This is a genomic window from Labrys sedimenti (genome assembly GCF_034424805.1).
Classification (GTDB): Bacteria; Pseudomonadota; Alphaproteobacteria; order Rhizobiales; family Labraceae; genus Labrys; species Labrys sedimenti.
On the sequence record NZ_JAXOUF010000004.1, the window covers coordinates 210,634 to 233,782 of the forward strand.

The 23,149-nt window shown below is 63.9% G+C and carries 19 protein-coding genes; 11 read left to right on the forward strand and 8 right to left on the reverse strand.

Annotation, left to right across the window (positions count from 1 at the left end):
- Nucleotides 1–7: 7 nt before the first annotated feature.
- The 4 genes from U1R88_RS16020 to U1R88_RS16035 form a co-directional block, all read right to left on the reverse strand.
- Nucleotides 8–931: an ABC transporter permease gene (locus U1R88_RS16020; protein ID WP_322432123.1), complete on the reverse strand. Its 924-nt coding sequence runs from the start codon at nt 929–931 to the stop codon at nt 8–10.
- On the reverse strand, nt 928–1,893 hold the full coding sequence (locus U1R88_RS16025; RefSeq protein WP_068299388.1) for an ABC transporter permease: 966 nt from the start codon (nt 1,891–1,893) through the stop codon (nt 928–930). The genes U1R88_RS16020 and U1R88_RS16025 overlap by 4 nt, the downstream gene beginning before the upstream one ends.
- A gap of 305 nt (nt 1,894–2,198) precedes the next feature.
- Nucleotides 2,199–3,770, reverse strand: a complete 1,572-nt coding sequence (locus U1R88_RS16030; RefSeq protein WP_322432124.1) for an ABC transporter substrate-binding protein — start codon at nt 3,768–3,770, stop codon at nt 2,199–2,201.
- Nucleotides 3,771–4,055: 285 nt separating this feature from the next.
- Nucleotides 4,056–5,075, reverse strand: a complete 1,020-nt coding sequence (locus U1R88_RS16035) for an ABC transporter ATP-binding protein (RefSeq protein WP_322432125.1) — start codon at nt 5,073–5,075, stop codon at nt 4,056–4,058.
- A 127-nt stretch (nt 5,076–5,202) separates the two neighbouring features.
- Between U1R88_RS16035 and U1R88_RS16040 the strand changes: the two genes are divergently transcribed.
- Entirely contained in the window at nt 5,203–5,928 is a 726-nt protein-coding gene (locus U1R88_RS16040) for a GntR family transcriptional regulator (protein ID WP_322432126.1), read from the forward strand.
- Here U1R88_RS16040 and U1R88_RS16045 read toward each other — a convergent pair.
- On the reverse strand, nt 5,875–6,666 hold the full coding sequence (locus U1R88_RS16045) for an aspartate/glutamate racemase family protein (RefSeq protein WP_322432127.1): 792 nt from the start codon (nt 6,664–6,666) through the stop codon (nt 5,875–5,877). The genes U1R88_RS16040 and U1R88_RS16045 overlap by 54 nt on opposite strands.
- 347 nt (nt 6,667–7,013) lie before the next feature.
- Here U1R88_RS16045 and U1R88_RS16050 point away from each other — a divergent pair, with 347 nt between their 5' ends.
- The 7 genes from U1R88_RS16050 (at nt 7,014) to U1R88_RS16080 (ending at nt 15,928) form a co-directional block, all read left to right on the forward strand.
- The gene (locus U1R88_RS16050; protein WP_322432128.1) at nt 7,014–8,009 is read left to right on the forward strand and encodes an ABC transporter ATP-binding protein; all 996 of its coding nucleotides are present in this window, start codon (nt 7,014–7,016) and stop codon (nt 8,007–8,009) included.
- A complete protein-coding gene (locus tag U1R88_RS16055; protein WP_322432129.1) occupies nt 8,006–8,989 on the forward strand; it encodes an ATP-binding cassette domain-containing protein in 984 nt (327 codons plus the stop codon). Before U1R88_RS16050 ends, U1R88_RS16055 begins: the two co-directional genes overlap by 4 nt.
- Before the next feature lie 50 nt (nt 8,990–9,039).
- Complete coding sequence (locus U1R88_RS16060) at nt 9,040–10,683, forward strand: ABC transporter substrate-binding protein (RefSeq protein ID WP_322432130.1); 1,644 nt, start codon at nt 9,040–9,042, stop codon at nt 10,681–10,683.
- A gap of 337 nt (nt 10,684–11,020) precedes the next feature.
- On the forward strand, nt 11,021–11,971 hold the full coding sequence (locus U1R88_RS16065) for an ABC transporter permease (protein WP_322432131.1): 951 nt from the start codon (nt 11,021–11,023) through the stop codon (nt 11,969–11,971).
- Nucleotides 11,972–11,978: 7 nt separating this feature from the next.
- Entirely contained in the window at nt 11,979–12,911 is a 933-nt protein-coding gene (locus U1R88_RS16070; RefSeq protein ID WP_322432132.1) for an ABC transporter permease, read from the forward strand.
- Nucleotides 12,912–12,915: 4 nt separating this feature from the next.
- A complete protein-coding gene (locus U1R88_RS16075; protein ID WP_322432133.1) occupies nt 12,916–14,433 on the forward strand; it encodes an amidohydrolase family protein in 1,518 nt (505 codons plus the stop codon).
- Nucleotides 14,434–14,467: 34 nt separating this feature from the next.
- On the forward strand, nt 14,468–15,928 hold the full coding sequence (locus U1R88_RS16080) for an amidohydrolase family protein (RefSeq protein WP_322432134.1): 1,461 nt from the start codon (nt 14,468–14,470) through the stop codon (nt 15,926–15,928).
- On the opposite strand, the gene U1R88_RS16085 is transcribed toward U1R88_RS16080, so the two are convergent.
- Nucleotides 15,915–16,955 carry a LysR substrate-binding domain-containing protein gene (locus U1R88_RS16085; protein WP_322432135.1) on the reverse strand — a complete coding sequence of 347 codons (1,041 nt, stop codon included), beginning with the start codon at nt 16,953–16,955 and terminating at the stop codon, nt 15,915–15,917. The genes U1R88_RS16080 and U1R88_RS16085 overlap by 14 nt on opposite strands.
- A gap of 63 nt (nt 16,956–17,018) precedes the next feature.
- Here U1R88_RS16085 and U1R88_RS16090 point away from each other — a divergent pair, with 63 nt between their 5' ends.
- The 3 genes from U1R88_RS16090 (at nt 17,019) to U1R88_RS16100 (ending at nt 20,455) form a co-directional block, all read left to right on the forward strand.
- Nucleotides 17,019–18,272, forward strand: a complete 1,254-nt coding sequence (locus U1R88_RS16090; RefSeq protein ID WP_322432136.1) for an aromatic ring-hydroxylating oxygenase subunit alpha — start codon at nt 17,019–17,021, stop codon at nt 18,270–18,272.
- Nucleotides 18,262–19,341 (forward strand): FAD-binding oxidoreductase, encoded by a 1,080-nt coding sequence (locus U1R88_RS16095; RefSeq protein WP_425545440.1) that lies wholly within the window; start codon nt 18,262–18,264, stop codon nt 19,339–19,341. Before U1R88_RS16090 ends, U1R88_RS16095 begins: the two co-directional genes overlap by 11 nt.
- A gap of 487 nt (nt 19,342–19,828) precedes the next feature.
- A complete protein-coding gene (locus U1R88_RS16100) occupies nt 19,829–20,455 on the forward strand; it encodes a TetR/AcrR family transcriptional regulator (protein ID WP_322432137.1) in 627 nt (208 codons plus the stop codon).
- Nucleotides 20,456–20,488: 33 nt separating this feature from the next.
- On the opposite strand, the gene U1R88_RS16105 is transcribed toward U1R88_RS16100, so the two are convergent.
- Nucleotides 20,489–21,091 (reverse strand): dimethylsulfoniopropionate lyase, encoded by a 603-nt coding sequence (locus U1R88_RS16105; RefSeq protein WP_322432138.1) that lies wholly within the window; start codon nt 21,089–21,091, stop codon nt 20,489–20,491.
- A 13-nt stretch (nt 21,092–21,104) separates the two neighbouring features.
- Nucleotides 21,105–23,141: an NADH:flavin oxidoreductase gene (locus U1R88_RS16110; protein ID WP_322432139.1), complete on the reverse strand. Its 2,037-nt coding sequence runs from the start codon at nt 23,139–23,141 to the stop codon at nt 21,105–21,107.
- Nucleotides 23,142–23,149: the final 8 nt, after the last annotated feature.

The window sequence follows — 23,149 nt, forward strand, 5'->3', positions numbered from 1 at the left end:
TCGGGCATCAACGGAGACGGGGATTGAGGACATCGCGCAGCCAGTCGCCGACGATGTTGACGGACAGGACGAGCAGGACGAGCGCCGCGCCGGGGAACAGGGAGATCCACCATTCGCCGGACAGCAGGAGATCGTTGCCGGCGCGTATGAGCGTGCCGAGCGAAGGCTGGGATGGCGGCATGCCGAGCCCAAGGAAGGACAGGATCGCCTCTGTGAGGATGGCGACGCCGAGACCCAGCGTGGCGAGCACCAGCACCGGCCCGATCGTATTGGGCAGGATATGGGAGAGCACGATCCTGAAGCTCGACACCTTGGAGATCCGCGCGGCGGCGACATAGTCCTTGCGGCGTTCGATCATGGTGGTGGCACGGACGGTTCGGGCGAACTGCACCCAGTCGGCGACGCCGATGGCGAGGATGACGACGTAGAAGCGCATGTCCTCGCGCAGCGCCGCCGGCATCACGATCTTGGCGACGCCATCGATGAAGAAGGCGATCATGATGGTGGGAAAGGAGAGCTGCACGTCGCCGAGGCGCATGATCACGGCATCGACCCAACCCCCGAAATAGCCGGCGAGCAGGCCGAGTATCACCCCCAGCGTCACCGAGAACAGCACCGCTGCGACGCCGACCAGAAGGGAGACGCGCATGCCGTAGAAGATCGCCGACAGGATGTCCCTGCCCTGCTCGTCGGTGCCGAGCAGATAGCGCGCGCTCCCCCCTTCCGACCAGACCGGCGGCAGGCGGGCATCCATGATGTCGAGTGTCGCCGGATCGAAGGGATCATGCGGCGCGATCAGGTTGGCGGCCACCGCGCACAGCACCAGCAGGCCGAGGATGATCGTGGCGATGATGACCGCAGGCGAGGTCCGGAAGCGCCAGGCGAGTTCGCTGGCGGCCACGCTTCGGACGATGCCGGCAAGTTGGCTCATTTCACCCTCAATCTAGGATCGACCAGGAGATAGGTCAGGTCGACGATCAAATTGATCAGCACGAAGCTGAAGCCGACGAAGGCGAGATAGGCCGCCATCACCGGGAAATCCGCGAACTCGATCGCCTGCAGGATCAGCAGGCCCATGCCGGGCCATTGGAACACCGCCTCGACCACGATGGCGAAGGCGATCAGCGAGCCGATCTGCAGGCCGACGATGGTGATCACCGGCAAGAGACTGTTGCGTAGCGCATGGGTGAGATGCACCGCCCGATCCGACAGGCCGCGCGCCCGGGCGAACTTGATGAAATCGGAGCGCAACACCTCCAGCATTTCGCCCCGGATCAGGCGCATGATCATCGAGACCTGGAAGACGGCGAGCGTGATGGTGGGCATGATCAGGGCCTTGAGGCCGCTGACCGTGAGAAATCCCGTGGTCCACCAGCCGATCCGCACGGTGTCGCCGCGTCCGAAGGCCGAAAGCCAGCGCAGTTCCACCGAGAAGACCAGGATGAGGAGCATCCCGATCAGGAACTGGGGCATGGAAATGCCGAGGAGCGAGCCCATCTGGAACAGGCGGCTCAGCAGGCCGCGGGGCCTCAGTGCCGTATAGACCCCCATGGGGATGCCGACCAGCAGGGCAGTCAGGGTCGCCGCGAAGACCAGCTCCAGCGTCGCCGGCAGGCGGGTGAGGATGAGGTCGAGGACGGGCTGCCGGTTGCGGTAGGACACGCCGAAATCGCCGACCGCCGCGCGTTCGACGAAGCGCCAGAATTGCACGATCGTCGGCTGGTCGAGGCCGAGCGCCGCCCGCAATTCCTCGCGCTGGGCCAGCGTCGCATTGACGCCGAGCACATTGTTCACGGGGTCGCCGAGGAAGTTGAAGATGCAGAAGGACAACCCGGTGACGACCAGCATGACCAGGATGACGCTGGTGAGGCGGGTTGCGAGCATGGAGATCATGAGGGTCTCTCGATCCCTGGCGCATCTTCCGGAAGAGCCTACGGGGTTTCCGATTGAGAAAGTGCGTCAAGACAAGGAGTTGAATAAAGGCCACGGCTCAATGGCAACGCCCCCCGGCTTGCGCTCCCCTCGCCGGAAGGGATCAGCCGGTGCGTCGTTGCACGAAGGCTTGCGGAGGGGCGGTGGGAGATACCGCCCCTCCGTCTGCGCATGATGCCGGACAGTTTCGGGGGACCCGGAAAAAACATCATGCGGCAAAGCGAAGGCCGAAGCGCGGCGCGGCAGGCGCCCTGCCCTCGTGCGCCTCAATTCATGGTGTAGTACCAGAAGCGCGTATACTCGTCGGCGGGCACGTCGGCATTGACCTTGTCGCTCATGCCCCAGGTCAGGAACTGCTGGTGCAGCATGATCTTGCCGACTTCGTCGCGGTGGATCTTCACCACTTCCGAGATCATCGCCTGGCGCTTGGCCGGATCATATTCGGTGCCGATCTGTTCGATCAGCTTGTCCACCTTGGGGTTGGAATAGCCCTTGGGGTTCCAGGTGCCGAGATCGCCCGTCGGCGTGTGGATCGTCGCCGACATGATGTTGTAGGCATCGATCGAAGGCAGGCCGGCCCAGCCCAGCATATAGAAGGAATATTTGCCTGCCGGCAGCTCGGTATCGGTCTGGACCGGCGTGTGCATGGTCAGCTGGGCCTTGATGCCGATCTTGGCGAGCATGCCGACCACGGCCTGGCAGATCCGTTCGTCATTGATGAAGGAGCCGGCCGGGCAGTCCATCGGCAGGGTGAAGCCCTTGGCATAGCCCGCCTCGGCCAGCAGCGCCTTGGATGCGGCTACGTCATAGGGAAAGCGCACGTCCAGGCTGGCATCGTAATAGGGTAGCTCGGGCGCGAACGGCACTGCGGTCGGGCGCGAATTGCCGCGCATGATGCTGCGCTTGATGCCTTCGATGTCGATGGCCTGGTAGATGGCCTTGCGCACCCGGACATCGGCGAGCGGATTGCCATCCACGCCGCTGTTCGGCAACGTCTTGCTCTGCTGGTCCATGCCGAAGAAGATCGAGCGCAGATGCGGCGCGCGCATGATCTTCATGCCGGGTGTCGATGCGATGCGCTCGACGTCCTGGGGCGGTGCGTTGCGGATGAAGTCGACCTCGCCCGACAGCAGGGCGGCGACGCGGGTGGCGGCATTGGTGATCGGCGTATAGACGATCTCGTCGAGATTGTGCTGGGGCTTGTCCCACCAGTCCTCGTTCTTGACCAGCACGGTGCGGATGTCGGGCTGGCGGGAAGCCAGCTTGAACGGCCCGGTGCCGATGCCCTGGGTGGTCATGGCGCCGCCGGTGTTGGAGGACAGGTCGATCGGCTTGGTTGCCCCGACCGATTCCTGGAATTTCTTGTCCAGGATGTACCAGCCGGCGAAATCATTGAGCAGCAGCGCATATTTGCGCTTGAGCGTCACCGTGACCGTGTGGTCGTCGACCTTGGTGATCTTGGCGATCGGCTCGAGCAGGCCGGCGAAGGGAGAGCCCGGCGCGCCCGCCCGTTCGAAGGAGAAGATCACGTCGTCGGCGGTGAAGGGATCGCCATTGTGGAACTTGACGCCCTTGCGCAGGTGGAACCGCCACTCGGTGTCCGAAATCGTCTCCCAGCTCTCGGCCAGGGCCGGCTCGAGCTTGAGGTCGCGGTTCCAGCGCACCAATCCCTCATAGACATTGCTGAGCAGGCTGAGCGTGAAGTCGTCACGCGCCGCATGCGGGTCCATGGAACTGATTTCCTGGGCTTCGGCAAAACGCAGCGTCTTGGCGCTGGCTGCTCCCGTGGCCAGCACGGCGCACGAAGCGATCAGCAGGATCTTCAAATAGGTCTTCACGGACATCTCCCGGTTAAACGGTCCTTCGTCGGCGGTCACGACGGCGCGGCTTTGTTGTTGTCTCACGCTTCGTCACCAAGCGACCGGCTGCTTGTCGGACGGCCGGTGACACCGTTCACAGCAGACGATCCATTCCCCTGCCCGTCCCTCGGATCGGGCACTGCGATCATTCCATAAGCGGCCACAGCCGTCTACAAATTTGTACTATATCGAGTATACAATCTTGTATGGCATCATTGAAGACGAGTTTCCCCTGGCGCGGAAAACGTCATTCCCGCGCGATCGTCAGAGCGTCGTACCGCCTTGATGCAAGAAACAGGCCGCCGTGGTGGCGCCCGCCATGGCAAGCCGAGGGCTCTCGGCCTCGCAGCGCGGACCGCTCTGCCGGCAGCGCGGATGGAAGGCACAGCCTTTGGGCCAGTTGCCCAGGCGCGGCATCGCCCCGTCGATCTGGGCCAGGCGCTCGACCTGGCGGCCCAGTGAAGGAATCGAGGCCATCAGGCCGGCCGCATAGGGATGGCTGGGCCGGCGCACGACGGCCTCCACCGGGCCGATCTCGACCACGCGGCCGGCATACATCACCGCCACCCGGTCGGCGATCTCGGCAATCACCCCCATGTCGTGGGTCACCAGCATGATGGCGGTGTTCTTCTCCCGCGCCAGCCGCTTGAGCAAGGCCAGGATCTGGGCCTGGATCGAGACGTCGAGCGCCGTCGTCGGCTCGTCGGCGATGATCAGTTCCGGCTCTCCGGCCAGCGCCAGGGCAATGACGATGCGCTGGCGCATACCACCGGAAAACTGGTGGGGATACTGCTCGAAACGATTGACGGGATCGGCGATTCCAACTTCGGTGAGGAGGCGGATCGCCCGGCTGCGGGCCTCCTCGCGACCGAGAGCCGGAAAATGCGTGCGGATGGTTTCGGTCAGCTGGCGCCCGACGGTGAACAGCGGATCGAGGCTCGTCAGCGGATCCTGGAAAATGGCGCCGATGCGACGGCCACGGATCAGGCGCTGACGATGGGGAGGAAGGTTGTCGATGCGTTCGCCACTCAGACGGATACTGCCGGCTGCAATGCGCCCCGGCGCCTGCAGCAGCCCGATCAGGGCATTGCCGGTCATCGACTTGCCCGCGCCCGATTCGCCGACAACGCCCAGAATCTCGCCCGGAGCGATGTCGAAGGAGACATTGTCGATGGCGACCAGCGTGCCGGTGCGCACCGGGAATTCTATGCGCAGATCCCGGACTTCCAGCACCGGCGAAGGCAGCGGCGTCGCCCTGCCTGCTTCATTGTGCGCGCTGGTCATGCCGCCTCGCAATCCGGGCGCCGCGCCTTGGCTGCGGCCGCCGCGACAGAGGTTGTTTCCAACTCGATAATATACAATGTAGAATACACTTGTTTTCCTCCTTAGAGTCAAATCGCAAGGCCATACCATGCCCCCAACGTCCGGGCCCCTCGCCAAGCAAATGCCTGCTGCCCGCCAGCGCCGCGGACGGGCCGATGAGCGGATCCATTCGGAGATCTATTCGGCCATCATCAACCATCAGCTTCGTCCGGCCACGCCTCTGCAGGAGGACGCCCTGGCCACCGCCTTCGGCGTCAGCCGCACGCTGATCCGCAAGGTCCTGCAGCAGCTCTCCCACGAGAAGCTGGTCGAGCTCATCCCCAACAAGGGGGCGATCGTGGCCCGCCCCTCGGTGGAAGAAGCGCGGCAGGTTTTCGAAGCCCGTCGCGAGATCGAATGCATCCTCATCCGCCGCCTCGCCACAACCATCACCGATGCGGAGATCACCAGGCTGCGGGCCGCGGTGGAAGCCGAGGCCCGGGCCCAGGAGCAGGGCGACAAGCGCCGGCGCCTGCAGCTTTCCGGTGACTTTCATCGCGAACTTGCCTCCATGGCCGGCAATGACGTTCTCAAGGACTTCGTGCATGAGCTCGTCTCGCGTTCTTCCCTGGTGATCGCACTCTACGAATCCCCCGGCGCGGTTCCCTGCGCCTATGACGAGCACAAGCGCATCGTCGATGCGCTCGCCAAGCGCGATGCGGAAGATGCCGCCCGCAACATGGAGCACCATCTGCGCCACGTGGAGGCCCAGGTCGACCTGTCAGACGTTCCGGCCCGCATCGATTTCAAGTCGCTCTTCCGGCCGCTGGGCTGATCCCCACCAGTCCGCAGGGGCATAAGCGGCGAGCTTGCCGGCATAGGGCTTGGCAAGAGGATAGGCGAGATCGCCGCGCTTGGAGGTCTTGAGGCCCATGCCGACCAGGGCCTCGGCAAATTTGACCGCAGCGCAGACGCCGTCGATCACCGGGATCTGCAGCCTGTCCTCGAGATAGTCGGCCAGCCCGGCCATCCCAGCACAGCCGAGCACGATCGCCCCGGCCTTGTCTTCCTGCAAGGCCGTCCGGCATTCGGCCAGGATGATGTCGCGCGCCCGCGTGCCCGGCTGTTCGAGCTCGAGCACCGGCAATTCCGTCGCCCGCACCCGGCGGCAATGGTGGTGCATGCCGTAATTGCGCACGAGGTGCTCGGCGATGATGCGCGTGCGCTCCAGTGTGGTGACCACGGAAAAGCCGGTCGCCACGAAGGCCGCCGCATGCATGGCCGCCTCGGCGATGCCGATCACCGGGGCGTCGGTGATCTCGCGCGCCGCCAGCAGGCCGGGGTCGCCGAAACAGGCGATCACATAGGCATCGGCCGGCGGCCCGTCGCGGATTTCGTCGACGAGGCCTATCACGCTCATGGCTTCATCGAAATGCCCCTCGATCGAGGCCGCCCCCGAACGCGAGGTCACGGCGACGATCTCGGTGCCGGGCGCCGCCACGGCGCTGGCACTGACACGCATCGCCTCGGTCATCGAGGCCGTGGTGTTGGGATTGATGAGTTTGATGCGCATGGGGTTCCTCGGACGGGGGGCACGCAGTCTTGTTCTTAATATTGTATACTACATTGTATCTTTATGTGATTTCCGGCAAGCGTCAATGCCATTGATGCGCGACGATATCCGCGCCCCATGGCGTGCTCGGCCAGCGCACCGGGCGCCTCAAGTCCGACGGATCGCTCCAAAATGACCCCAGATCGTCACGTATCTCGAACGAAAAGCCACATTGGCGCGCCAAATCCGATGCCTCATCACCTTAGGATGCAATTCTACTCCAGATTGAATTTCATTGTTGACACATAATTGTATACATGTGAGGCTTTGAATCGTATCCGACAGAACCGCCTGCAAGGGAGATGTCGATGGATGGCGATAACCACCCTGTCCTCAGGGTGCGCAATCTCAAGACCGGGTTTGCCACGCCGGCAGGCATGGTGGTGGCGGTCGACGGCGTCGACTTCGATCTTCATCGCAACGATATCCTGGCGATCATCGGCGAATCCGGCTCGGGCAAGACCGTGACGGCGCTCTCGCTGATCCGGCTGATCACCACCCCGCCCGGGCGCTATCTCGGCGGTACGATCGAGATCGGCGGCCGCGACCTCCTCAGCCTCGACGAGACGGCGATGGAGACGGTTCGCGGCAAGACCATCGGCATGATCTTCCAGAACCCGCGCGCCTCGCTCGATCCCTCCTTCACCATCGAATCCCAGTTGGTCGAGACGCTGATGCGCCACGACCCGGCCCTCGGCCGCAAGGGCGCCCGCACCGCGGCGACCAAGGCGCTGCAGGAAGTCGGCTTTCCCGACATCCCGCGCGTGCTGGCAAGCTATCCCCACCAGCTGAGCGGCGGCATGTGCCAGCGTATCGGCCTTGCGATGGTGCTGGCCTGCAAGCCGGAACTGCTCATCGCCGATGAACCGACGACGGCCCTCGATGTCGGCGTCCAGGCCAAGATCCTGCTGCTCCTTAAGAAGCGCAGCCGCGAGACCGGCCTGCCGATCGTCATTATCACGCACGATATCGGCGTGGTCCGTGCCATCGCCACCCGTGTCCTCGTCATGTATGGCGGCCATGTCCAGGAGGCCGGCGAGATCGACGAACTCCTGACCGAGCCGCTGCACCCCTATACCAAGGCTCTCATCCGCTCCATTCCCGATCCGGATGCGCCTGCCGACACCATGACCTTCATCAAGGGCGAGCCGCCTAATTTGCTGGCACCGCCACCGGGCTGCCGCTTCGCACCGCGCTGCGACCAGGCGATCGGACTGTGCCACCAGAAACTGCCGGATTGGCGTGCTGCCGGTCCGGGCCGGATGGTGCGCTGCCACCTCGCCGCCGCGGGAGCGACCCAATGAGCCGCCCTCCCTTGATCGAGGTCCGTTCCGTCAACAAGACCTTCACGGTCAGCAAGGGCGGCCTGTTTCGCCGGCCCGCCGCCAGCACCAAGGCGGTCAACGATGTCAGCCTGACCATCGCCAAGGGCGAGATCCTGGGCTGTGTCGGCGGCTCGGGTTCCGGCAAGTCCACGCTCGGGCGCATCATCCTGCGCCTCATCGAGCCCGACAGCGGCGAAGTGCGCTATGGCGGCGCGGATCTGCGCGCCCTGACGCGCGAGCAGATGCGCCAATATCGCCGCCGGCTGCAGATCGTCTTCCAGGATCCGCTGCAATCGCTCAATCCGCGGCGCACGGTTGCCGAGAACATCGCCCGGCCCCTGCTCAATTTCGGCGTGTCGACCACAGCTGCCAACCGGCGCGTCGATGAATTGCTCGATCTCGTCGGCCTCGATCCACGCCAATCCTACCGCTATCCGCATGAATATAGCGGCGGCCAGTGCCAGCGCATCGCCATCGCCCGCGCTTTGGCACTCGAGCCCGAATTCCTGTTCCTGGACGAACCGGTCTCGGCCCTCGACGTCTCGATCCAGGCCCAGATCCTCAACCTGCTGGCGGAGTTGAGGAAAAAGCTCGACCTCACCTTCCTGTTCGTCTCGCACGATTTGAAGATCGTCAAGCAGTTCTGCGACCGCACCATGGTGATGTATCGCGGCTGCGTGCTCGAACAGGGGACCAGCGAGGAGGTCTATGCCGAACCGCTGCACCCCTTCACGCGCGACTTTCTCGGCACCGTGCTGCATCTGCGCAAGGACACGCGCTGGGAACAGGCGGCCGAGCGGGCAGAGGACCTGGAAGGCACCGCAAGCCTGGCGGGATCGGGCTGCATCTATGCCGGCAATTGCACCGAGCGCTTCGAGCCCTGCAACCGTTCGGCACCCGCCCTGACGGCCCTCGCCGGCGAAAGGAGGGTCGCCTGCTTCCGCCACAGCGGGCCCTGAACGTCCGAACACCATCCCAACGACAATCAAAAATCACGAGGGGAACCATCATGACGACAGAGCATCGATACGATCGAACGAGCCCGCACGCATCCTGGGCCCGCCTGCTGCGCGCCGGCGTGACGGCGGCCGCGCTGATTGCCGGCGCCTATGCCGCCTTCGACGCGCCACAGGCTTTCGCGGCCGGCAACACCATCACCTTCGCGGTGGAATCGGATTTCAGCCGGCTTGACCCGCATGCCTCACGCACCTGGAACACCTTCAAGGTGGTGCGCCATCTGTTCGAGACCTTCGTGGAGGAGGATCTCACCAAGGGCCCCGACGTCGCGCCCAAGATCGTGCCGGCCCTGGCCGAGAGCTGGGACGTCTCGCCCGACGGCAGGAGCTATACCTTCCATTTGCGCAAGGGCGTGCAGTTCCATGACGGCACGCCCTGGAACGCGCAGGCAGCCAAGTTCAATCTCGACCGCATGACGGACAAGAATTTCAAGTATTTCCAGCCCGTCTCACCCGGCCTGATGGGCTGGATGTGGCAGGACCTCGCCGGCTATGAGGTGGTCGACGACTATACCTTCAAGATCAATCTCAAGCAGCCGAACGCCGAGTTCCTGCGCCGTATGGCCGCCGGCGGCTCGGGCGCGCCGCGCATGATCAGCCCCACCGCCGTCGAAACCTATGGCAACGACAAGATCGAGCAGCACCCGATCGGCACCGGGCCCTTCAAATTCGTGGAAAGGGTGGTGGGCGAGAAGCTCGTCATCGCCCGCAACGACAATTACTGGGATCCGGCGCGCAAGCCCAAGGCCGACCAGATCATCTTCAGGGGAATTCCCGAGGTCTCCACGCGCGAACTGGCACTGGCCGGTGGCGAAGTGGACGTGATCGGCACCCCCTCCCCCGATTCCCTCGATTTCCTCAAGCAGCAAGGCATCCAGATCATCTCGGGGCCGAGCCCGATGATCTATGTGCTCTGGCTCAACCACAAGGACGAGCACTTCAAGGACGTGCGTGTGCGCAAGGCCGCCTGCATGGCGATCAATCGCGACGACATGGCCAAATATCAGCGCAAGGGCTTGGCCCGTCCGGCCTATGGCGTGCTCAATCCCGGCGGCCCGGGCTTCGATCCTGCCTATAAAGACTGCAATTACGATCCCGAGGGCGCCAAGAAGCTGCTGGCCGAGGCCGGCTATCCCAATGGCTTCACCACGCGGATGGACTGGACCTTCGGCGCCGGCGCCGACGTCAACACCAAGGGCGATGCCGAGTGGCTGCAGCGCGATTTCGAGAAGATAGGCATCAAAGCCAGCATCGAGATGTTCGACAACAACACCTTCTGGGAGATGATGTCGAAGGGCATGCGCGAGGGCACCGGCCTGACCTCGGCCTCCTGGGGTGAAAGCACCTTCGCCTGGCTCGACCAGATGGTGACCACCACCGCCTTGCCGCCCAATTGCTGCAATTCGGGCTATTACAACAACCCCAAGATCGACACTTTGCTGTCGGAGGCCCGCGGTTCCGCCTCGGCCGAGGCCATGGACAAGAAGCTGCATGAGGCGCGCGACGCCATCGCCACCGACATGGCCTTCACCTCCTATTACACGGCCGACTCCGTCTATGCGGCCAGGCCCGAGGTGAAGGGCTTCGTGCTGGCGCCGCAGCACTGGTTCGACCTCACCGGCATCACCAAGCAATAGCAGCAATCCTCGTTCCGCCGTCGCCCCGGTGAGGCTGCGGTATTCACAACCCGGCACCGGGACGAGTGAAGAGCTGAAATCCTTCCCCGACTTCGGGGAAGGTGCCGGTGCTCGGCACCGGCGGATGGGGGCGAGCGGCACGACCGTGGACCGGTCAGTTGCCATTGGCGCCACTCTCCCCCACCCGAGCCGGCTTTGCCGGCCCCAGCACACACAAATTGTGTGTGCGACCTCCCCGAAGCCGGGGAGGGATCTCAGCGCTTTATTCGTCCCGGTCAAAATGTGCGAATCCAGGAGCTCAGTGGGAGTAGCCGGACGCATCAAGGAGAGGGGTTCCATGTCCATCTTCGCTTTTGCCGGCAATCGGCTGCTCTATGCCATTCCGGTGCTGCTTGGCGTGACACTGGTGGTTTTCCTGTCGCTCCAGCTCATTCCCGGTGATATCGCCCTGACACTGCTCGGGCGCATGGCCACCGAAGCGCAGCTCGAAGCCTTGCGCCAGCGCCTCGGTCTCGACCAGCCGCTGATCCTGCAATATCTGCGCTGGCTGTGGAATCTCCTGCATGGCGACATCGGCAATTCCGTCTCGCAGCAATTGCCGGTGCTGCAGATCCTGCTGCCCAAGATCCTCAACTCGCTCATCCTGATGGCCGGCAGCCTCGTGATCGTGCTGGCCTGCGGCTTCGGGCTCAGCGTGCTCTCGGCGCCGCGTTTCCGCACCTTCACCGACAAGTCGGTGGTGGCTCTCACCTTGGTGCTGGCCTCGCTGCCGGTGTTCTGGCTCGGCATCGTGCTGCTCTATTTCTTCGGCTTCAAATGGAAGCTCTTCCCCATCTCCGGCATGTACAACATGATCGATCCCGGCGGCCTCGGGCAGTTGCTCCATCATATGGTGCTGCCGGCGATCGCGACCGCGGCCTCCTCGATCGCCGTCGTCACCCGCGTCACCCGTTCGCGCATGCTCGATGTCCTCGGCCAGCCTTATATCCTGGCCGCCCGCGCCCGCGGCCTCAGCCGCCGGCAGATCGTGCTGCGCCACGGCGTGCGTAACACCCTGCCGACCTTCGCCAGCATCGGCGGCCTGCAGATCGGCTATCTGTTCGGTGGCGTCATCTTCACCGAGATCATCTTCAACTGGCCCGGCGTCGGCCAACTCCTGTTCGACGCCATCATGCAGCGCGACGTGCCGGTGATCCAGGGCTGCGTGCTCGCGGTCGCCATCGTCTTCGTCCTCGGCAATCTGATCTCGGACGTCATCGTCCACGCCCTCGATCCCAAGCAACGGTGAGGCTGCCATGACCGCGGTCCCTTCCCTGGCGCCGGCCAGCAAGCTTTCGCCGCAGCGCCGCGGCAATCTCTACTTCGTCTGGCGCGGCGTACTCGGCGATCCCGTTGCCCGCATCGCCGCCGGCATCATCATCGTGCTGGTCCTCACGGCGATCTTCGCGCCTCTTCTCGCCCCGTTCCCGCCCAACGAAGCCAATCCGGCCCTGCGGCTTCGCCCGCCTGGCACGCCGGGCCATCTGCTGGGGCTCGACCAGCAGGGCCGGGACATCCTTTCGCGCCTGATCTACGGCGCGCGCCTCACCTTGATCTCAGGCGTCATCCCCGTATTCCTGGGGGCGGCCATCTCGATCCCACTCGGCCTCATCGGCGCCTGGTATCCCCGGCTCGGCGAGGCGATCATGCGCCTGATGGACGTGCTGTTCGCCTTCCCCATGGCGCTGCTCGCCATCATGCTCGCGGCGCTGATGGGCCCCGGCCTCGTCAACATGATGATCGCCCTGGTGGTGACTTTGGTGCCCTATAACACCCGGGTGGTCTATGCCGCGGCCCGCCAGGAGCGCGACCTTGCCTATGTCGAGGCCTCGCGCGCCATGGCCACGCCCGATCTCAAGATCCTGTTCGTGGAAATGCTGCCGAACGTGGTGGCCGCCTCCGTCGTCTATAGCTGCACCATCGTCGGCGCGGTGGTGATCACCGCCGCCGGCCTGAGCTTCCTCGGCCTCGGCGTGCAGCCCCCGATCGCCGAATGGGGCATCATGACCAGCGAAGGCCGCAGCTTCGTGTTCGTGGCGCCGCATATCGCCGCCATTCCGGGCCTCGCCATCACCATCCTGGTGATGGCCTTCAACCTGCTCGGCGATTCCCTGCGTGACTCCCTCGATCCCAAGACGCGCCTGCAACTGGTCAAGCACCGGGCCGATCCGGCCGATAAGGAGCCGTGAGGCCATGCTGACCCTGATCAAGGATGCCCGCGTCCTCACGCTCGACGAGGCCGACGGCGAGCATTTGAAGGCCGACATCCTCATCCGCGGCGACACCATCGAGGCGATCGCCCCGGATCTCGCCGCGCAGGTCACCACCGACGGGGTGCGGGTGATCGAAGCCGCCGGCCAGCTCGCCATGCCGGGCCTGGTCAACGGCCATTTTCATTCCCCGGCCAACTTCATGAAAGGCGCGCTCGACAACTGGCCGCTCGAGCTCTTCATGCTCTATGAGGTGCCGCCTTTGATGCGCGAGGTCGTCTCCGCGCGCTTTGCCTATGTGCGCACCATGCTCGGCGCCATGGAGATGCTGCGCCAGGGCGTCACCTCCGTGCATGACGACTGCTTCTTCGTGCCGGTGGTCACACAGACGGAAGTCGACAACGTCATGCAGGCCTATGAAGATGCCGGCATGCGGGCCACGGTAACGCTCGACCAGCCCAATGTGGTCGAGCACGCCAAATACCCCTTCCTGAAGGATCTGCTGCCGCCCCACCTGCGCGAGCGCATGGAAGCGGTGCCCCTGATGTCGGACGCCGACCTGCTCGCCCATTACAAGGGCTTCCTCGAGCGTTGGCATGATCGCGCCGGGGGACGGCTGCGCTGTGCGGTGTCGTGCTCGGCGCCCCAGCGCGTCACACGCTCCTATTTCAAGGCGCTCGGCGCGCTCGCCCGCGAACGCGACCTTCCCTACAACATGCATATCCTGGAAACGCGCCTGCAGCGTGTGCTCGGCGAGGTCAATTACGGCAAGTCGCTGATCCGCTATGCCCATGATAGGGGCGTGCTCAACGAGCAGGCCATGGTCATCCACGCCATCTGGATCGATGAGGACGACCTGGCGCTCCTGGCCGATTCCGGCTGCTCGATCGCCCATAATCCGGTGTCGAACCTCAAGATCGGCAGCGGCATCATGCCGTTCCGACGGCTGCGCCAGCGCGGCATCAATGTCTGCCTCGGCAATGACGAAGCGGCCACCGATGACGGCATCAATCTGTGGACCGTCGGTAAGGTCGCCGGCCTCGTCCACAACGTCGCCGATCCCGATTTCGACCGCTGGCCCCTGCCCCTGGAAATCCTGACCGCACTGACCTCGGCCGGTGCCAGGGCCATGCGCCTGCCCCGCCCAACCGGCAGGCTGGCGCCGGGCTGGCAGGCCGACATCATCCTGCTCGACCTCGACAGCTTCGCCTTCACGCCGCTCAATGATCTCAAACGCCAGCTCGTCTATTGCGAGACCGGCTCGTCGGTCAGCACTGTGCTGGTGGGCGGGCACGTCGTCGTCGAGAACCGGCGCCTGCTCACCGTCGACGAAAGCGCCCTCAAGCAGGAAGCCCGCTTCCTGGCCGGCGAATTCGCCGACTACATGGCCCGCTGCAAATCCGCCGCCGATGAACTCGAACCCCATTACCGGCGCATGTACCGCCAGGCTCTCGCAACGCCGGTCGGCATGCACCGCTGGGCGGGGCCGATGACGCCCTGATTCCTCCTCCACCATCCCGAACGGACTGGATATCATGACCACCACCAGAGTGAAGGCGCGCTATGTCATCGGCTTCGACGGCGAGCAGCATCGGACATTGAAGGACGCCGAGGTCGTCTATCGCGGCAACACCATCCTCTTCGTCGGGCGCGGCTATCCGGGCGAGGTCGACGAGGAAATCGATGGCGGCAATGCCATTCTCGGGCCGGGCTTCATCGATCTCAACGCCCTGGGCGATCTAGACACCACCGTCCTCGCCTTCGACAACCAGCCCGATTGGGCGAAGGGACGCGTCTGGCCCGAGGATTACCTCGCCGCCGGCCCGATCGAGATGTATTCGGCCGAAGAGCAGACCTTCAAGATGAAATATGCCTTCGCGCAGCTGGTGCGCAACGGCATCACCACGGCCCTGCCGATCACCTCGATGTTCTACCGGCAATGGGCGGAGACCTATGACGAATTCGCGCGCTCGGCCGACAGTGCGGCGGAGATCGGCATCCGGGCCTATCTCGGCCCCTGCTACATGACTGGCGTCACCATCATTCGCGAGGACGGCAGCTTCGATACCTTCTGGGACGAGGAGCGTGGCCTCAAGGGACTGGAGACGGCCAGGGACTATGTCCGCGCCTATGACGGCGCGCATGGCGGGCTGATCCGCGGCATGCTGGCACCCGACCGCGTCGAGAACTGCACGCCTGAGCTGCTGCTGCGTTCGGCCCGCATCCGTAACGAACTCGATTGCCCGATCCGCCTGCATTGCTGCCAGGGCATGGACGAGTTCGAGACGATCGTCGAGCGCCACGACAAGACGCCGGTGGAATGGCTCGCCTCCCTCGGCTTCCTCTCCAGGCGCTCGCTGCTGCCCCACGGCGTCTACCTGACCGGTCACTCCAAGGTGGCGCGGGCCGGCGACGATGTCGGCCTGCTGGCGCAATCGGGCGCCGCCCTGATCCATTGCCCGCTCGTGCTCTCGCGCTATGGCGGCGCCATGGAATCCTTCGCGCGCCTCAAGCGCCACGGCATTCCGATCGGCCTGGGCACGGATACCTTCCCGCCCGACATGGTGGAGAACATGCGCGTCGGCATCAGCCTGTGCCGCGTCGCCGATGCGAGTGTCACTGCCTGCAGCTCGGCCGATTTCTACAATGCCGCCACCATCGTGGCGGCCGACGCCCTCGGGCGCCCCGATCTCGGCCGGCTCGCCGCCGGCGCCAAGGCCGACATGACCTTGTTCGATCTCGGCGCCTTCGAGCTCGGCCCGGTCATCGATCCCATCCAGACCATGATGCTCAGCGGCACCGGCCGGGATTTCAAGACCGCTATCATCAACGGCCGGGTGGTGATGCGCGATCGGCAATTGCCGGGCATCGACCTGGAAGACTATCGCCAGCGGGCCCAGACCCAGTTCGAGCGACTGATCAACAAGTATCCGCTGCGCACCTGGCGTCATCCGCCGGTCGAGGAGATCTTCCAGCCTTCGTTCAAATTCGCATGAGCTGATCGAAGCGGTCCTGGCCTTGCGGTTGGGGAGCGTTCGCTTCCCGCTTCAACCAGTCTATGAATAGGTCGACGGCCGCCTTCCTCGCCTTGCGCCGCGGCGCGATGAAGAAATAGGCATTTTGCGTCACGATGGCTTCGTTCGTCAGCCTGACCAGCCGGTTCTGGGTAAGCAGGTCCTCGACCAGCCGGCGCCAGCCGAGTGCGATGCCGTGGCCGTTCAAGGCGGCGTAGATCGCCTCGGTATAGAAGCTGCAATGCATGCCCAAGCCCTTGCTCGGCATCGGGACGGAGAACGCCGCAAACCACTCGGCCCAATTCGTCCAGGTGGAATCGGCCGTGTCGTTGGTGATCAGGGGATGGCGCGTGAGCTGGCCAAGATGCTCGATCTCGCCGATCTCCTGCGCATAGTCGGCGCTGCAGATGGGAAAGATTTCGTCGTGGAAGAGGAATTCGGCATCCCCATCCGGCCAGATGCCTGTCCCGAAGCGAATGGCGAGATCCACGTCCTCGCCGTCGACCTTGACGGCATTGTCCTGCGTGATGATGCGCAATCTGATGTTGGGATGCGCCTTCGAAAACGAGGAAATGCGCGGGAGAAGCCAGAAATGGGAGAAGGCGATCGTCGCCGCGATGGCGAGGTCGTCCTCCGCCTCTTCCCTTGACCAATCCGAAATCGTCTCGGCGATGAGATTGAAGGCCGTCGTGGCCGTGGACGAAAGCTGCTTTCCCTTTTCCGTCAATTCCACCCGCCTGTGCAGGCGCCGGAACAAGGGGAAGCCGAACGTCTCCTCCAGGAGATGAATCTGACGGCTGATCGCGGCCTGGGTGACGCCCAGTTCCGCCGCCGCCCTGGTGAAGCCGCCGAGGCGCGCCACCGCCTCGAAGACGGTGAGCGCGGTGAGCGGGGGAAGCTTTCGCCGCAGATTGGCCATGGCCCTCGGGAACCCTCGCCTGAGGAAGACGTCGCAAACCGGCGACGGCATCAACAACGCATTACATTGAGTTATGGCAGACGTAAACATTTATGCCGTTGAGAGGGCGGTTTCATGCGCGCAATATGAGACCGAATCTGGTGATGAAAACTCATGCTCAACACATTCTCATCTGCGATCTCGCCCCTCCTGGACCAGCGCATGCCGGGCCATGCCCTCCCCGCCGGCCTCTACACGCGCGAAGACGTCTTCAAGGCGGATCTCGACGTGTTCTTTCGCCGGCACTGGATCTATGTCGGGCTGGAATGTGACGTTCCCGAGCCGGGCGATGCCCATGTGATCGATCTCGGCAGCTCCAGCATCATCCTGCTGCGCGACGACGACAGCCAGATCCGCGTATTGCACAATGTCTGTCGCCATCGTGGTGCCCGCCTGCTGGACAGCGGCACGTCCATCGTCTCCAAGCTCGTCTGCCCCTATCATCAGTGGACCTATGAGCTCGATGGCGAACTCGCCTATGCCCCGCATATGGGCACGAGCTTCGACAAGACCTGCAAGAGCCTCAAGCCGGTCCATTTTCGTTCGATCGGCGGCCTGCTCTATGTCTGCCTCTCGGACAATCCTCCCGAAGACATCGGCACGCTCGAGACCGTGATGCGGGAGCGCCTGGCGCCCTACGACATTGCCAACAGCAAGGTCGCCTTCCAGAGCGAGATCATCGAGAAGGGCAATTGGAAGCTCACCATCGAGAACAATCGGGAATGCTACCATTGCTCGTCCAATCACCCCGAGCTCTGCGTCTCCTTCATCGATCTGGATTTCGGCTTCGATCCGGCCAGCCTGAGTCCCGAGGACCGGGAAGAGGCCGAGCAGCACCAGGCCCTCTACGAGGCGCGCACCAAGGCCTGGGAGGCTGAGGGCTATCCCTCGGCTGCCGTCGAGCAGCTCGTCGACTGCGCCACCAATTTCCGAACCCAACGCCTCATCATCGCGGGCGCCGGCGAGTCCCAGACGCCGGACGCCACGGCCGCCTCGTCCAAGCTGCTCGGCTCGATGACGCGCAAGGATCTCGGCGACGTCCATCTGTGGGGTCACAATTGCTGGCATCATTTCATGGGCGACCATGCCGTGTGCACGCTGATCATCCCCCTCAGTGCGGACGAAACCCTCGTCCGCACGAAATGGCTGGTGCACAAGGATGCCGTCGAGGGTCGTGACTACGATCTCGACAAGCTCACCAGCGTGTGGATGGCCACCAACGAACAGGACGCGCAACTGGTCGCCCGCTCCTATTCGGGTGTCCTCGATCCGGCCTATGAGGCCGGACCCTACTCCCCCTTCACCGAGGGGCAGCTCGACAATTTCGCCACTTGGTACATCGATCGGATGCGCGCCAATGGCTACTGACGGCTCGTTGCAGACAGGCGCCGGCATGCCCATGGCTCCGCACGCCGAAGCATTCGATCAGCTGCTCTGCGTCGATGTCCATGACGAAACGCATGACGTGAAGAGCTTCACCTTCCTGTCGCCGGACGGCAAGGCCTTCGATTTCGAGGCGGGCCAGCATCTGTCGCTGGAACTGGAGATCGACGGCCTGCCGGAAAGCCGCTGCTACAGCATGTCCTCCTCGCCGGCGAGGCGGAAGGCCATCACCGTCACCGTGAAGCGCACCGAGGGCGGCCGCGTCTCGAACTGGCTGCACGACAATCTCGTTCCCGGCATGACGGTCAAGGCCTTGGGGCCGCTTGGCGCCTTCGTCCGGCCGGCGACCGCACCGGCCAAGCTTGCCTTGCTGTCGGGCGGCTCGGGCATCACCCCGCTGATGTCGATCGTCAGGGACATCGCCGACTCGGCGCAAGCCGCGGACGTGGCGTTCGTCCACGCGGCCAGGACGCCCCGCGACCTCGTCTTCCGGGACGAACTCGGCGTGCTGGCGAACCGCCTGAAAGGCCTGCGGCTGATCCTGCTTCCCGAACACGTCGCCGGCGAGCCATCCTGGCCGGGATTGACCGGGCGGCTATCCAAGGCGTTCCTGTCGCTGGCCATTCCGGATCTCGCGGAGCGGGTGATCATGTGCTGCGGCCCGGCGCCCTTCATGCAGGCTGTCCGCTCCTTCAGCGCCGAATTGGGAAGCCCGGCCCACAATTATTACGAGGAGAGCTTCGACGGTGCTGGCGTCGAGGAGCCGCCTGCCGAAGTCCTGCCGCAAGCCAAACTCTTCAAGGTCGAGTTCGCCAAGCAGTCGCGCACCATCGACGTCGCCGGCGGGCAGACAGTGCTGTCTTCCGCCAAGAAGGCCGGAGTTCGCCTTCCCTCGTCCTGCGCCAATGGCCTGTGCGGCACCTGCAAGTCCAAGCTCGTCAGCGGCAGCGTCGACATGCAGCACAATGGCGGCATCCGTCAGCGCGAGGTCGATGCCGGCTTCTTCCTGCCCTGCTGCTCAAAGCCATTGAGCGACCTGGTGATCGACAGATAGTTCCCGGTGCCGACTCCAGCCAACCGCAATTGCAGTGCGAGTGCCAATCGCAGACATCCTTGCCCATAAGTGCTGACTTTACGAGTATGGTGCAGGATTGGAATGTCGATCTCCAGATCGACATTCTTGGAAACGACACGCTTGCGGGAAAGACGTCTGGAGCAAAGATGTCGGTTCGGAGATCGACACGCCAGCGCCCATGGCCAAGGATGCCTGCGCTTGTCTCCCGGAAGAGGCGATTTCGATCCAAGATACTACAATGGCTTGAACGCCTTCCCGCCGGGGAGCGGGAGGGCATTCATGCACGTCCATCGCCGCCCTGGTTTGCCGAGTGCCCGCAATGGGGCACTATCAAGGTCAACATGGCGCCCGAATACTGTTCCAGACCTGTACATTTATGTCTACTAAATCGACATAATTGACGCTATGCTCGACATCCATGTGCATTTCGCCTGATCGCCGATTTGCCGTTTGATGGAGGCATTGCATGGACCAGGTTTTGGGCGAAACAGGCTGGCGGGGCTCGGCCGAAGTCTGGCTGGAGGCGGCCTATGAACTCCTGCTCGAATCCGGGGTCAGCACGGTCAAGATTCTGCCTCTGGCCAAGAAACTCGGCCTGTCGCGCACCAGCTTCTATTGGTTCTTCAAGGATCGCGAGGAACTCCTCGGCGCCCTCATCGCGCGCTGGCGCGACAAGAACACCGGCAACCTCGTCAAGCAGGCGCAGGCCTATGCCGAGTCGATCGCCGAAGCGATGCTCAATGTCAATGATTGCTGGATCGACAAGACCCTGTTCGACGCCCAGTTCGAATTCGCCGTACGCAGTTGGGCCCTCGAATCCTCGGACATCCTCGCTGAAGTGAGAACTGCCGACCAGATCCGCCTCGAAGCGCTTGCGCAGATGTTCACACGGTTCGGCTATACCGCCATCACGGCCGACGTGCGGGCCCGGACAACCTATCTCACCCAGATTGGCTATATCTCGATGCAGATGCAGGAAGATGTCGGCGTTCGCATGAAGCGCATTCCCGAATATGTCGAGATCTTTACCGGTGTCCGGCCTGAACAGCGCGAGCTCGATCGCTTCCACGCCAGGCATGACTTCAAGCCATAACTTGTTTCGGGGCCCAATCAGCCCGGGGCTGCCTCAGGGCCGGTTGCCCGCCTGCAACGCCCAGAAGGCGAATAGCGGCGTGCCGAGCGAGCGCATCGCATGCCTGATACCGGGTCTGTTGTAGAACGAGCCGCCAATCCCAGGCGAAAACCAGTCTCCCTCCCCTTGCCGGAACTCGCCGTCCGACGACACCAGATAGACCTCCTCGGGGGCATGGTCATGGTCGGGATAGCGTACCTTCGGCGCCATCAGCGACACGCCGAGCCAGACGTCCCCGCGTTCCTCCAGGCCACCGGGGCCCAGAAGCATCGCATTGGCGTGCCCGTCCTCGAAATTGGCGCTGGCCGTGCCATCATTGTTCGGACGGCGACGCCATTGCAGGGACGGCTCGACCGCCCTGAAGCATTGGAGCAGCCTGTCGAGCGTCGTGTGGCCCGTTTCGACCGCAAGGGCCTGATCGAGATGCCCGCAGGCCGGCAGACGGGCGCCAGCGCCCGCCCTTGCCTCCCTCGGCTCTTCCAGGGCCCTGAAGATCTCTGCGATGGACCGGCTTGCATCCGGATCCTGCGCGAATTGACCGAAAGCCTCTCGGGCTGCGTCGACGAAATTCTGAAGGACCATGCTTCGCTGCGTCATCGAACCCTCACGATCAGATATCCTTGGCCAGCCTGAGGCCATCATAGATGGCCGCATGGGTATTGCGAGCGGCAACCGCATCGCCGATGCGGAAGAGCTGGAACTGGCCTTCCCCGTTGCGGACCACGGATTGGGGCTGGCCGGCGATCAATTGCTCGTAGGACATCTCGCCGAGATTGCTCGATGACGGCTTCAGCTCGAAATAGAGGTCGTCGAGCGGGATCGTGCCGTGATTGACGACGATCTGGTCGAAACTGCGCTGCCTGACGATGCCGCCATAGTCGCTGCCGATGTGGGCGACCAGCTGGTTCCCCGCCTTTTCAACGGCAAGAAGGCGGTAGGTAACGGTGAAGGTGACATCCAGTTTCTGCAGGGAACGCATATAGGGCACCAAATTCATGCCCATGACCTCGGGCGCGAAAGAGCGGTCCGGCGTCATGATCTCCACCTTCGCCCCCGCCTGCGCCAGGATCTCGGCGGCCTGCAAACCGGCATGGTCGCCGGCATCGTCGAAGATGAGCACGTTGGAACCGGGTTTGACATCGCCTGAAATGATGTCCCAGGCGGAGACGACGAGCTCGTTGCCCTTGGAGAGCACTTCCGTATGCGGCAGCCCGCCCGTGGCGACGATCACCACGTCCGGCTTCTCGGCCTCGATACTGTCGGCATCCGCCCAGGTGTTGAAATGGAAGGTCACGCCCAGCTTCTCGCACTGGCTCATGCGCCACTCGATGATGCTGATCATCTCCTTGCGCCGCGGGCTCTGGGCGGTGAGCCTGACCTGCCCGCCCGGCTTGCCGGCAGCCTCGAAGACGACGACCCGATGCCCCCGCCCGGCGGCGACCCTCGCCGCCTCCAGGCCCGCCGGACCAGCGCCGATGACGGCAACAGTCTTGCGAACTTCGGCCGCTTGCAGGGTATGCGGCATTGTCAGCTCGCGGCCGGTGGCCGGATTGTGGATGCAATAGGCGGCTCCACCCTGATAGATGCGGTCGAGGCAGTAATTGGCGCCGACGCAGGGCCGGATGTCGTCCTCGCGTTTTTCGATGATCTTGCGGACCAGATGCGGATCCGTCATGTGGGCACGCGTCATCCCGATCATGTCGACCTTGCCGGCGGCGATGGCATGACGCGCCGTGGCGACATCCGGGATCTTGGCGGCATGGAAAGTGGGAAACTGCGTGGCCGCTCGGATCTCCCCGGCGAAATCCAGGTGCGGCGAATTCGCCATGCCCTGGATCGGGATGACGTCGGTCAGCCCGGCATCGGTATCGATATGGCCGCGGATGACGTTGAGAAAATCGATCAGGCTGCTCTCCTTGAGCCGGCGTGAAATCTCCAGGCCCTCTTCCCTGGTCGTGCCGCCCTCGAGCTGCTCGTCCGCCGTGTAGCGCACGCCGACGAGGAAGTCGGGGCCGACCCGTTCGCGGATGGCCTTCAGGACGTCGAAGCCGAAGCGAAGACGATTTTCAAGCGAACCGCCATAGGGGCCGTCCAGTTCGTTGGTGAGCGGCGACCAGAACTGGTCGATCAGATGGCCATAGGCTTCGAGCTCGATACCATCCATGCCGCCTGCCTTCATGCGCTCGGCTGCGTCGGCGAAATCCTTGATGATGCGCTCGATGTCCCAGTCTTCCAGCTTCTTGGGAAAGGCACGGTGCGCTGCTTCGCGCTGGTGGGATGGGGCTACGACCGGCAGCCAATCGCCCTTGTCCCAGCGCGTGCGGCGGCCGAGATGCGTGAGCTGGATCATCACGGCCGCGCCGTGCTCGTGGACGGCGTCGGTCAGGTCCTTGAGCCAGGGCACGATCTCGTCCTTGTAGGCGAGCAGATTGTTGAAGACCGGCGGGCTGTCCTTCGAAATGGCTGCCGATCCCGCCGTCATGGTCATGGCGACCCCGCCCTTGGCTCGCTCCACGTGATAGGCCCGATAGCGCTCCTTCGGCATGCCGTCCTCGGGATAGGCCGGTTCATGCGAGGTCACGATGATGCGGTTGCGCAGCGTGAGATGCTTGAGCTGAAAGGGCTGCAGAAGAGGATCGTTCGACATGGCTCGGG